Annotated in this window: 9 protein-coding genes; 2 read left to right on the top strand and 7 right to left on the bottom strand. The window is 59.5% G+C overall.

From position 1 onward, the window contains the following. Nucleotides 1–29: 29 nt before the first annotated feature. The 4 genes from mqnE to ubiE all read right to left on the bottom strand — a co-directional run bounded on the left by mqnE (nt 30) and on the right by ubiE (nt 3,958). Nucleotides 30–1,187 (bottom strand): aminofutalosine synthase MqnE, encoded by a 1,158-nt coding sequence (mqnE, locus tag HFP54_RS00865; protein ID WP_145301912.1) that lies wholly within the window; start codon nt 1,185–1,187, stop codon nt 30–32. A gap of 181 nt (nt 1,188–1,368) precedes the next feature. Continuing rightward, complete coding sequence (locus HFP54_RS00870) at nt 1,369–2,337, bottom strand: 4-hydroxybenzoate octaprenyltransferase (RefSeq protein ID WP_168563733.1); 969 nt, start codon at nt 2,335–2,337, stop codon at nt 1,369–1,371. Between the two features lie 10 nt (nt 2,338–2,347). Beyond that, nucleotides 2,348–3,013 (bottom strand): UbiX family flavin prenyltransferase, encoded by a 666-nt coding sequence (locus HFP54_RS00875; protein WP_168563734.1) that lies wholly within the window; start codon nt 3,011–3,013, stop codon nt 2,348–2,350. Between the two features lie 144 nt (nt 3,014–3,157). Beyond that, complete coding sequence (gene ubiE, locus HFP54_RS00880) at nt 3,158–3,958, bottom strand: bifunctional demethylmenaquinone methyltransferase/2-methoxy-6-polyprenyl-1,4-benzoquinol methylase UbiE (RefSeq protein ID WP_315853821.1); 801 nt, start codon at nt 3,956–3,958, stop codon at nt 3,158–3,160. 367 nt (nt 3,959–4,325) lie between these two features. Between ubiE and HFP54_RS00885 the strand changes: the two genes are divergently transcribed. Both HFP54_RS00885 and HFP54_RS00890 read left to right on the top strand, forming a co-directional pair. Next, nucleotides 4,326–5,006, top strand: coding sequence for an HAD family hydrolase (locus HFP54_RS00885; protein ID WP_168563735.1), 681 nt, complete (start codon nt 4,326–4,328; stop codon nt 5,004–5,006). 133 nt (nt 5,007–5,139) lie between these two features. Beyond that, complete coding sequence (locus HFP54_RS00890; RefSeq protein ID WP_168563736.1) at nt 5,140–6,384, top strand: DNA polymerase IV; 1,245 nt, start codon at nt 5,140–5,142, stop codon at nt 6,382–6,384. Here HFP54_RS00890 and HFP54_RS00895 read toward each other — a convergent pair. The 3 genes from HFP54_RS00895 to HFP54_RS00905 form a co-directional block, all read right to left on the bottom strand. After that, nucleotides 6,369–8,804 carry a CehA/McbA family metallohydrolase gene (locus tag HFP54_RS00895; protein ID WP_168563737.1) on the bottom strand — a complete coding sequence of 812 codons (2,436 nt, stop codon included), beginning with the start codon at nt 8,802–8,804 and terminating at the stop codon, nt 6,369–6,371. The two genes, HFP54_RS00890 and HFP54_RS00895, sit on opposite strands and share 16 nt — an antisense overlap. 252 nt (nt 8,805–9,056) lie before the next feature. Then, the gene (locus HFP54_RS00900) at nt 9,057–10,718 is read right to left on the bottom strand and encodes a BamA/OMP85 family outer membrane protein (RefSeq protein ID WP_235951169.1); all 1,662 of its coding nucleotides are present in this window, start codon (nt 10,716–10,718) and stop codon (nt 9,057–9,059) included. Further along, a complete protein-coding gene (locus HFP54_RS00905) occupies nt 10,715–12,256 on the bottom strand; it encodes a BamA/OMP85 family outer membrane protein (protein WP_235951170.1) in 1,542 nt (513 codons plus the stop codon). Before HFP54_RS00905 ends, HFP54_RS00900 begins: the two co-directional genes overlap by 4 nt. Nucleotides 12,257–12,345: the final 89 nt, after the last annotated feature.

The raw sequence follows: 12,345 nt of genomic DNA on the forward strand, positions 1-12,345 counted from the left end.
GCGAAAGATCCATGGGCTACCGCCGGAGTCTACGACACCGCGACGGCATCATCGACGGGTTGACCACTGTGCCAATCGCGGAAATCCGTTTCACTGCGGTGCACGCGATGATAGACGGTGTCGCGCTCGACCGGTTCGCGTCCGGCTTCGGTGATCAGCCCGCGAATGTCGTCCACCGACAGGCACTGAGGCGTGGTCGCACCGGCGTCGTGGTAAATCAGTTCGTGCCGAACGGTCCCATCGATATCGTCGGCACCATAGGCCAATGCCGTTTGCGCCGTCGGGATACCCAACATGATCCAGTAAGCTTTGATGTGTTGAACGTTGTCTAGCATCAGCCGGCTGATCGCCACGGTCCGCAGATCCATCAGCGCGGACGGCTTCTTCAAGTTGTCCAGTTTGGTGTTGTCCGGATGGAACGCCAAAGGGATGAAGACCTGGAAGCCGCCGGTGATGTCTTGCAATTCACGCAATCGCATCAGGTGGTCGATACGGTGGTACGCCTGTTCGACGTGACCGTACAGCATTGTGCAGTTGGTACGGATGCCTAGTTCGTGAGCGGCTTGGTGGATCTGTAACCATTCATGCGTGTTGGCTTTGTGTTCGCACAGTTGGTCACGGACTTCCGGGTGAAAGATTTCCGCGCCGCCGCCGGGCATGCTGCCAAGACCGGCCGAACGCATGTCGTCCAGGACCCATTGCTTGGACTTCTTGGTTTGAAATTCGAACCAGTTGATTTCGACCGCTGTCCACGCCTTCAGGTGGATTTTTGGAAAATTGTCTTTCAGCAATGCGATCAGATCGCGGTACCACTCGTAGGGTTTCTGGTGATGCAGACCGCCGACGATGTGCATTTCGGTGCAGCCGTTTTCGGTGGCTTCACGGCCACGTTGCAGGATCTGTTCATCGGACATCGCGTAACCCTTGGGATCACGCAGGTCACTACGGAACGCACAAAAGCGACAGCGGTACACGCACACATTGGTCGGGTTCAAATGCGTGTTGATGTTGTAGTAGGCGACGTTGCCGTTTTTTCGTTCGCGGACCAGATTGGCCAGTTGACCGACGTCTTGTAGCGGGACCTCCGGGTCGTACAGAAAGATTCCATCGTCCATCGAAAGACGTTGGCCGGATTCGACTTTGTCGCGAATTTGGCGAAAGCGTGCGTCGCGGTCGGTCTTGTTCATGTTGGTTTCGCGCTTGGTTGGCGAAGGATTGAATCTGGCGAAAAAAATCGTGTCAGGCATCCGCGGGACAACCATCCCGACTGGTCGAGCCATTCCCGCTTGGGCAAAGCATCGGATCGGTTGATTAACCGTCACCACGCATGGGGCCGCAACGGCCGGTCGGGCTGCGGCGGTGGCGATTTTACGTCAGGCAATCGACGACGCCGACGACCAGGATCAGCAGACTAATCATGGCGTTGGTTTGGAAAAAGGCCTCGTTGATTCTGCGCAAATCGTCGGGGTTCACCAGGGTGTGCTGGCGAACGACCAGCATGACGACCAAGGCCATGCCCGCCAGGAAAGTCCACCCCAGCGGGGTCGATGCGGCCACAAACGGCAGGGCAAACAGCGCCACCAGCATCACCATGTGGAATGCAGCGGCGATCCGGAACGCGCCGGTCACGCCGAAGCGGGCGGGGATGCTGTGCAGCCCGCTTCGACGGTCGAAATCGGCATCCTGGCAAGCGTACACGATGTCGAATCCGGTGACCCAGGCGGCGACGGCCAGTGCCAGTACCAGTGGCGACACCAAGTCGATCGGCTGAGTGACCGAAATGGGCCCGCGGATGGCGACCCATGCACAGACCGGCGACAGCGACAGGGCGATTCCCAGCCACAGGTGCGCTGCCGAAGTGAAACGCTTGGCTAGGCTGTATCCGCACAAAAAAATGATCACCGGTACCGATCCGGCCAACGGAACCCAGTTGGGCCAAAACAACAACGTCGATGCGATGAACCCCAGAACGCACAGCGCGGTAAACCAGGCAACTTGAGCGGGTGAAAAGATGCCGGCGGGCAGATGACGGCCGGCGGTCCGCGGGTTGTCCGCGTCCAGTTTGCGGTCGGCCCAACGGTTGAAGGCCATCGCAGCACTGCGTGCGGTCACCATGCAAAGCAAAATGCCGACGATGTCGCGAAGCCGCAAACTGGGCCAATCGCCACTGGGCAACGGAGTCGACAGAGCCATCACGGTTGCCAGGGCGGCGAAGGGTAACGCAAAGATCGTGTGGCTGAATCGGATCAAGCCCAGCCAATCGCTGATCCCGCCGCGTCGGCCGGTGGATTTGGGCGCGGTGGAAGGATCGATCGGGGACGCATCAAGATGGTTCATGGCGCTTGTTTTAGGTTTCACCCCAACGACCAATCAATGCGTTGTCGACGTCCAACTGGTCCAGAATTCGGCTGACCACGAAGTCGACCAGATCATCAGGCCCGCTGACGCCGTGGTACCAACCCGGCATCGCGGGCAACACGACCGCGCCGGCGGCGGCGATGCGATGCATGTTTTCCAACTGGATGACCGACATGGGCGTTTCGCGGGGCACGATGATCAAACGGCGGTGCTCCTTTAGGTGGACTTCGGCGGCACGCTGGATCAGGTTGGACGCGGCCGCGCGGGCGATCGCGCTCAGCGTGCTGCCGCTGCACGGGCAGACGATCATCGCGTCGGTTTGAAAGGAACCACTGGCGATCGGCCTCATGAAGTCATCGTGTCGGTGAACGATCACTCGGGCGTGGTCATTCGCTGCCGCCGGCGACTTGGATTGCTGTGACCACCGGCCCGGCCAAGTGGGGCGGAAGTCCAGCAGGCACTGCACATCGGGATCGGCGACGTTGATGTCCAATCCACATTCCTGACGCAGCACCGCGGCACCGCTGGGGCTGATGGCCAGATGAATTTCCGCATCGCTGTGAAGAAGGGTTTGCAACAGGCGGACCGCATAGGGCGCACCGCTGGCACCAGTCATCGCCAGGACGAATCGTCGGGGGCGTTTTGAGGCTGTCATGTCGGCGGTGGGATGGTTGCGGAAAGTTCAAAGACCGGTTGGGGCCTGCAAAGACCATGGCGATCGGTAAAATCGCGAAGCGGCCCAAACAGAATTCGTTTCGGCTGCGCGATCGGCATGCCCCGTATCAGGACAAGCCCGGAATTAGGATTCGGGTTTGCGTCCGATATAGATCGATGCCACACCCAGGGTCAGCGGTGTGTATCGCACGTCAGTTAAACCGGCGGCGGTGAAGTGTTTCAACAGGTCAGGTCCGGACGGAAAGTGTCCGACCGATTCGGGAAGGTATTCATAGGCGGATTGGTTATTCCGCGCCATCCACTGGCCGATGCGTGGCAAGACGTGTGAAAAATAGAAGCCGTAAATCTGTTTCAACACGGGGATGCGTGGTTTGGAAAATTCCAACACGACGACGTGACCGCCCGGGGCGCACACACGCGTCATTTCTTGTAGGCCTCGGGCGGTATCGGCCACATTCCGCAAACCAAAAGCGACGGTCACGTATTGAAAGCGGTCCGATTCAAACGGCAACGCTTGGGCGTCGGCTTCCAGGAACCGAACGGGTTTGACCGGGCCTTCGGGTTCGGCGTTCTTGTCGGTGGCGATCCGCAGCATGGCATTGCAGAAATCGCTGCCGAAGACACGCACGCCCTGGGGGACTTTCCGGGCGATCGAAAGGGCCAGGTCGCCGGTTCCCGTGCAGACATCCAGCACGGGGCGGGTGGGCTGAAAATCCATCTTCCGGACCGTCCGCCAACGCCAGTAACGATCGATGTTCAGCGACAGCAGATGGTTCATCCGGTCGTAGCGTGGAGCGATCTGGCGAAACATTTCGCGGACGCGGTCGCCGCTTTTGTCGACGGCGGATGAATCGGACGTCTGGCTCAAGTGATCAACGTTGGGAAAGAGATGCAAAACGTGTGTGATGAAATCGGCGTCGGTCACGCCCCGACAATCCAACGCCCAGACATTATGATCGTCTGGGCAGTGGGGCCGTGCCCAAACGCATGGGCAGTGGGGGGCCGTGCCCAAACGCATCGGGTCGGTGCCGGGCACGACGGGTCCGGCACCATGTGGGTCCCGGACCAGGCGAAGTGTCGGACGGGCCAGCCTAGTATCGGAATCCGTGGGACGATGGGCTAGCGGGCGGAAGAAAAGCCGACAAACGGCCAAACGGATCAAACGCCAGCCGGATAAACGCCAGCGACCGCATTGCTCTGCGTGGGGGCCGCCCCTGCCCGAAACACTTTGCCGTTTCATCCTTCACCGGTCCATCCCATCGTCATTGAATTTGATCTTCGCCGACTGAACCATGCGGACGTTACTGTTTGACATCGATGGAACGTTGTTGACCGCGCATGGAGGCGGTCGTCGGGCGATGCTGCGAACGCTGCGGGAAGAATTCGGCTTGGAGCATCCGGAAATGGTCGGATCATTTCACGGCCGCACCGACATGGGGCTGATGGCCCAGATGTTGGAGATGAACGGACTGGAGCCCACCCAACAGCGACGTCGACGATTCCGCGTGGGTTATGCGGAACGGTTTCCCGGTGAATTACAACGCAGTGGTGGCGAAGTGTTTGTGGGCGTCGCAGAATTGTTGAAGGCGTTGGCACCAGTGCGGTCTTGCCGGCTGGCATCGATGACGGGCAACTTGCCGGAAACCGCGACTCGCAAATTGGAGCACTTTCATTTACGACAATTCATCCAGTGGATCGTCGGTGGGGACTTGGATGCCCAGCGGAATGATCTGGCATCACGAACGTTGGAAACGATCCGACGCCGACACGGCGACGATGCGTGTCAGGACGTCGTGGTGATCGGTGACACGGTGGCCGATATCGTTTGTGCGCGTCACATCGGGGCGTCGGTGGTCGCGGTATGTACTGGGGGCGAGACGTACGAGGAATTGTCGGCGGCAGGTCCGGATGCGATCTGGCACGATTTTTCGGATCACCAGGGCGTGGCCGAGTGTTTGTTGGGCGACTTATGAGCCGCCGCGTAATCACGTTCTTTTTGAAAGCGAGCGTTGGTGCGGTTCGCCGACCCGACAATGATGGGACGATCCGGTCGGTGCGATTGAGTTTCGAATTGACCGCTTTGACATTCGACCAGCGGACAACGGGATGATTCTGCATGTCGACATGGACGCGTTTTATGCGTCGATCGAACAACGTGATCGTCCCGAACTGCGTGGCCGGCCGGTGGTGGTCGGTGGAACCGGTGGGAGAGGTGTCGTCCAGGCGGCCAGTTACGAAGCACGCCGATTCGGCATTCACAGCGCGATGCCGGGACAACGTGCCGTCCAGTTGTGCCCCGACGCGGTGTTCGTCAAAGGTCGCATGTCGCACTATGTCGATGTGGGGCGACAGGTCCGCGCGATCTTTCATCGATTCACGCCACTGGTCCAACCGTTGTCGTTGGACGAAGCGTTCTTGGATGTCACCGGCAGTCGCCGGTTGTACGGTTCGGCCGAAACAATCGGACGCACAATCAAACAGGCGATTGCCGATGAAGTCGGCTTGACCGCCAGTGTCGGGATTGCACCGCTGAAGTTTGTGGCAAAAATCGCCAGCGATCTGCAAAAGCCCGATGGCTTTGTGATGGTCGACCCGTCGACGGTGCAAGCGTTTTTGGACCCGTTGCCCGTGTCACGTTTGTGGGGCGTCGGCAAAGTCGGACAGCGAAAACTTGGTGAGCTGGGGATTCGGCACATCGTCGATATCCGAAAGCAAGACGCCGACCAATTGCGACGTCGTTTCGGCAGTTGGGGCGAACACCTGTGGCGACTGGCCAATGGAATCGATCCCCGCGGGGTCGTGCCTGACCGTCAGGCAAAACAAATCAGTCACGAACGAACGTTTTCCGAAGACCAGACTTCCGGCGAAGTTCTGTCCAGCGTCGTCAGTTATCTAAGCGAACAGACCGCGTGGCGTCTGCGTCGCAGCGATCGCGTCGCAAAGACGGTGACGCTGAAGTATCGTCGCGAGGACTTTGAGACATTCACACGGGCACGGACGCTGCCGCAGACGACGGATTCGACCGGGCTGATTCTGGAAACGGCGATGACGTTGTTGGAAGAAATGCGACAACGCCAACCCAGGCCGGTACGGCTGATCGGTGTTTCCCTGGGAGGGCTGACCGACGTGCGACCGGTGCGTCAAATGTCACTGTTTGACGACGAGACCCATCAGGCCGATCAGCGAGCGATTGATCGCGTGTCGGACAACCTGCGCGACGCGATGGGGGACGGCGTCATCCACCGCGCCAGCAGCCATGTTTGGTCACAACGAAGGAAACAAAAACCGTCGGATCCGCCCAGCGATGCGGATCCGACGGGCGATTCGCAGGACGGTCATCGTCGCACGTAAATCGGGTTGCTGATCACAACCGGCGGCTGTTTGCCGAAATTATCGCCGTAGACCCGGCCCAGTTCACGTTGTTCGCCGATCGCCGCGACGACGATGAACGTGTCGCCATCAAGCGACAGCGGTAAACGCTGATCGAATTTTATGACGCCATCGGCAAAGGCATCCGGATGGGTTTGACGACGGCGTGTCAGTTCTTCCACGCGGCGGGCGCCGACGAAGACTTCCACGCGAGTGACGTCCAACCAGTTGGGACATTGGATTTGGACCGCCAGTTCGGCGTTGCCGTCGCTCAGGGTGACTTCGTCGCCGATCTGTGCCGGGCGGTCCAGTTCCTTGGCGTGCAATTGGACCGTCATGAACGGACCGGTCGACATGATCGCGCGACCGGCTTCCAAATTGGCCGTCATTTCATCGATGTCGATCTGCGCCGGATCGTCGGTGGATGATGCGACCCAATTGCGAAGCCAGCCACTGCCGTGATGGTTGTAATGGGCATCGGTGTTGACGACGCCGGGGATGCGTTGGCCTTCGCTGATCAGTCGCATCCACTGCAAGATTCGGTTGTCTCGTAAATCATCCGGCGTGATCTCGTCGGGATCATCAAAGATGGCTTCCGGCGGGTGGACTTCGACCACGTCGGCGAACTGGAACATCGACGCAAAGCCACCGTCGTCGGTGCCGTCCTTGTCTTTGTCACGAGCCATCTGGTTCAAGTTGGGGTGATTGATCTGAACCACTTTGTCGGATTCGTCGTCCCACATCGCCAGCCGTTGGATTTGCGTGATCGGGTTGGTGTCAGTGCGCGGGCCGCCGCCGCTTTGGGCATGGGGCGTCCATTTCAAGGGAAACGCGTTTTGGTGATTCAGTGGCAACGGTCCGCCGGTCAATTCCATTCCGCTGCACGTGGCCATCAGGTCCATGGCGCCCAGTTCGCCAAGGAAGTCTTCGTATGATTCGATGCGCTGGTGTTCGGTGCACGGTCCGAATTCGATGTGTTCGCACACCAGGTTTTCGACGCGTCCACGCTGGGACGACGTGTTGTCGCCCGACGGGGTGCTGTGGCTATGCAGTTCGGCACTGACCCAACCGTCGGTGTTGATCACCCGGTTCAGCGTGACGTCGACGGTGATCTGTTGACCGTCGGCAACCTGGATGGTTTGGATTTCGGCGTCGAATTCCGGCCCCCGGCTGATGATGCATTCATAACGTCCAGCCGGAATGCTGCGGGTGAAGTTTCCATCAACGGTGTAAACACAGTTTTCCACACTACCGTCGGCGCTGTCGGGGCCGAACATCGGGTTGGCGGTTCCGTCGATGCCGTAAAAAGTCCACTTGGCAGGCGACGGGTTGCCAAGGCTGTCACGGGTGGAGGCAACAATGCTGGTGGCGGCCGACAGTTTGATCGTGTGATCGGCGGCACTTGGACCCACGGTTAGTTCGGTGGTCACCGCTTGATGGCCAATCGCTTCGGCACGGACCTGGTACTTGCCGGGGCTCAGGTGCAACGACGTGTTCCCGTTTTCGGGGAGATGAATTTTGGTTTGCGATTCCGGCGTCAGCGATGCCAATTGGTCAGCGTCGGCCGACAGGATCGTCAGCGTCGGACGCGGTTGGTCACCGACCAATCCGTCTAGCTGAATTGTTTGCGGGGCGGATCCGCGAATGACGCCGACCAGATCGACCAAATTGGCGGCCGGATACAGGCGAACCGTCCACCGGATTGTCTTGTCGTCGTTGCCCGAATCATCGTCGGCGGCCGGCGGGTAGGTCACGCGGCGCATCCGTTCCCTATCCCACTGCATCACCCCGTTGCCGAAACCCTGTCCGGTGATGCCATAGCACTGGCGAAAGAACTCGTCACGAAAGAACGCCACGTTTTGGCCGTCGATCGATACCGTGTCGAACTGGAACGTACGGTCGGCACGAACGCCGTCGGCCGCGGAGTCTTCGCCACGGATGGCCGTGGTGACTGTCACGAAATCGTCGCCGTCGCGCAGTTCGTATCGCACCGTCGCGTTACCGCCGGAACCGTTGCGTGCGGACGACGACGTGCATTGCCAAAAAACGCCGCCGTCGACGTCGCCGCTTTCGACCGCAGATGGGTCTTCGAACAAGAATCGTGAAGCGGCCGGATAGAACGCGCTCAATTGATCGCTCATTCCGTCCCGCCGAGTCAGGTCGATCAATCCCGCACCCGCATCGCGGACGGTCATGTTGGCATCACGGCCTTCGACGGGGTTGGCGATGACGGCGATGATTTCGTCGTTGCGAAGGACGAAATCGCCGTCGATCCAGTCGATTTCCTTGCCGCCGATCGACGGTCGGTTGGTGGGATTAATCTGGAACAGGTCGGCGGCGGGTGCGACGGTGCAGCATCCCAGCCACCCCACCAAAACAAATTTGCCAAATGAGATCGGCATAACAGCGGCTCACTACTTTGTGTCTGTGCAGAGACATGAATTCCTCAAACCAACATCGCAACTTTCCCGACAGGAAAGTTGGGTGGGGTGGGAATTAAAGCAGACAGCAGTGCCAAACGCTTCCGATCTTCACGCCGAATTGATGTTTCGACTGTTCAGATGTGAGCCAGGGCGGTAGGTGGAGCAAAATCGGAGTTTGCCAGCCGCCTGGTTTGCGCAGGCGGCCCAGGTGGCGACTTCGCCAGGGTCTGGCTAGCGGATCAAGCTCATGTAGAAGCTAAACATTCGCTCGTCGTCGGTATCCGCTTTGGCGACCGGGAAGGCGAAGTCAAATGCCAACGGGGCGGGGCCCATCATCGGGATGGCCACACGCAGACCGACCCCGGGCGCGACCCGGAAATTGTCTTTGTTGATTTCGATGTCCTGTTCGACGGTCCCGAAGTCGACAAAGGCGACACCACGGAACGCATCGTCTGCGGTGATCGGGAACATGTATTCGATGGCGTTGAGCCATTGGAATCGTCCCCCCACCTCCACACCGGCGATCGACGGGCTGGCGCCGCGGAAGTCAAAACCACGCATGGTCGCGTAACCACCGGCGAAGAAGTTTTCAAAGATCGGTGTTTCTTCGCCACTGATTCCGATTTGAGTCGAATACGACAGCGTCTGTCGGCCGGATCCGTCGGCACGTTGTGCCAGCAACCAGTACTGGCGGAATTCCGTTTCGAATCGGGCATAGTCGTAATCCCCAAAGACTTCTTCAAAACTGAATTCGAAGTAGTGTCCTTCGCCGGCTTGGATCGGGCTGTCACGGGTGTCGTGGACCAGGGCGATTTGGCCGCTGTACAGTTCGTTGTCACCAAGAGCGCTGTCCAGTTGCGGAATGCCCAAGACACGCGGGTTGGTGACGTCGACGTTTTGCCCACTGATACCCAGGCTGATTGAAAGGTCGGGCGTGATGCGATAGCCAAAGCTCAGGCGACCGCCCAGGCGTTCTTCGTCCCAGTCATCGAATCGCCGGTCATACAGGAACCCGCTGACGTTCATGCTGATGGGCAGATAGCCGAATAGGTTGGGATCACCGAACGATGCGGTGTAGCGTTGGAATTGGCTGCCGGGGACCGCTTCGATCCGCAGGGTTTGACCGGCACCGCGAAACGCCGTACCGCCGATCAGGTCGGACCAAGACGTTGGAAAACGAGTGATGTCAAAGTTGCGTTCGTCAATCGTGATTTGACCGGTGACGCCGGCGTCGCTGTTGACGGCACCGCCGAACATGATCCGGCCGGTTCGGGCGGGGTATCCGTTGACGATCAAATCGGCGTCACGAATGGGCGGCATCATGGGGGCCGGCGGTGGCGCGTTCAGCACATCGCCGCCCATCGGGGAACCGAACGGCGAACCGTACGTGTCGACCGTGTTGCCCGGCATCGGTGCGGGAACAGGGACGGCACCAGGTGTCGTCGGGTATTGTCGCGAAACATAGGGTTGGGGTTGGCCAAAGCCGACGCCGTTGTCGACGTTACTGGCGCGGCCGGTTTGTCCGGTGGTCGGCGTGGTGGCCGAGGCGGGGATGACCGTCGAAGCGGGGGTGGCGGTGGTGCCGAGATTCGGCGACGAAGCTTGGATCACCGATCCGTCGGCGGTCGCCGGGGTACCGGCAGTAACGCCGCTGGTAGCCGAAGCCTGAGCGATCGACGGTGTGGCGGATTGCAAACTCGGACCGGTGACCGGTGGTCCGGCACCCATCGATAATGATGATCCGGGACCGGGGTTGGGGCCGAATTGGTTACAGCCGGTCAGCGCGATCAGTCCGCCGACTATCAGCGTCTTGGCCCAGCGACCGGTTCGGTCGGCGGTCTTCGCAGGTTCACCGTGCGTGTTGTTCATGCAGAAACGTTCCATGGTGTTCATCGAAGCTCCTGCCTTGGCACGACTTTGATGTCCGGTGGTTCGGCGATATTCATGTCGGCTTCCAACAGTGGGCTGGCTCCCAGACGACGCCGGTCGCTTTCCAGTTTCCGACGGTCGATGACATCGCCTTCGCGCAATTCCATCAGGTTCAGGATGGTGCTTTCTTTCATCAGGTGAGGTTCGCCGTCGATGTTGACGTGAATTTCACCGATCCGCCAACGATCGCCTTCTTCGATTTGGTAAACCAGATCGACCACACCGGCTTCGTCACGGATGATGGTTTTGGGTTCGACTTCGGCATAGATGAAACCCAGTTCGCCGTAGCCGTAGATCATTGATCCGATGTCCAGTTGCATTTTGGTGCCACTGAACGTTGCACCGGAGGTCAATTCGTGTCGGGCACGTAGTGATTCTTCGGTGACATATTGATTGCCGACCACTTGGATGTCGCCGATGCGGAACCGGGGGCCTTCGTGGATGTCGAAGGTGACCGACATGAATTTGCCGTTCTCTTCATACTCGATGCTGCGGCCGACCGATGCGGTCAAGAATCCCAGGTTGTGGTAATAGGCCTGAAGGATGTCGACGTCACGATTGATCTTTTGCAGATCAGCGGTGTTGCCGACGTACAGCGTGGCACCGTACCGAGCGTCACGACTCTTGATGATGCTTTTCAATCGCGAGTCACTGACGATGGTGTTGCCCACCATGCGGATTTTGCGAATGCGTTCTTTTTGGCCTTCGTTGATGCGAAAGACGACTTTACCGCTGGACAGTCGTCGACCCTCCGGTGCATCGGGTTGTCCGTATTCCACGGAGATCGCGACGCGGTTGAAGCCTTCTTCGTGATAGTAGTCGATCAGACGACGTTGGGCCGATTCGATGGCGTACGGGTTCAGCGGGTCGTTTTTGGTCAGCCCCGCCCTGCCCCGCAGTTCGCGGTCGTTGATGCGAGTATTGCCGAAGAAGATCACTTCGGTGATGACCGGACGTTCGCGAACCTTGAAGGTCACGATCACGCCGGGCTGGGCGGCGTCGGCGGGTGTTTCTTGGATGTCAAACGTCACATCATCAAAGGATCCCATTTCGATCAGGCGATGGACGTCGGCCAGCACGGTTTCGTAGTCGAAGAACCGGTCTTTTCGGGTTTGCAGTTTTTGATGAATCAGGTGGGGGCTGACCGATCGGTTGCCCACCAAGCGAACGGCCAGGACGATTTTGTCGCCTTGTTCGCGGCCGATGGTCAGGCCGTCGGTTTCGTGGATCGCGTCACGGAATTTGGCCCGCTGGGGCGGTCCCGGGGCACCGGCCCCACCGCCTCCGCCGGGCATTCCGCCCCCCATGCCGCCCATTTGGCCGTTGGCGGGTGATGGGAAACAGGAAAGGATCGTCAGGGTCAGGAACAACCCCAGCCACGACGCCGCCATGACCGGCGGACGCACCACGGGGGCGCGTCGGGCGCGGACCCCGGTCGGGCCTTCCTGCCCGACCGGACCGGCGTCACCTCGGAAAATGTCGGTTTGCCTAGCCACAAGCATCCTTGCACAGCCGCATCGCGAACGAGACGGAATCGCTGTTTATGAGTCGCTAAAGGGGGATGAAACGTCTTGGGTGGCCGCATCCGGTG

Origin of the sequence: Crateriforma spongiae, assembly GCF_012290005.1 — a bacterium.
GTDB classification, from domain to species: Bacteria; Planctomycetota; Planctomycetia; order Pirellulales; family Pirellulaceae; genus Crateriforma; species Crateriforma spongiae.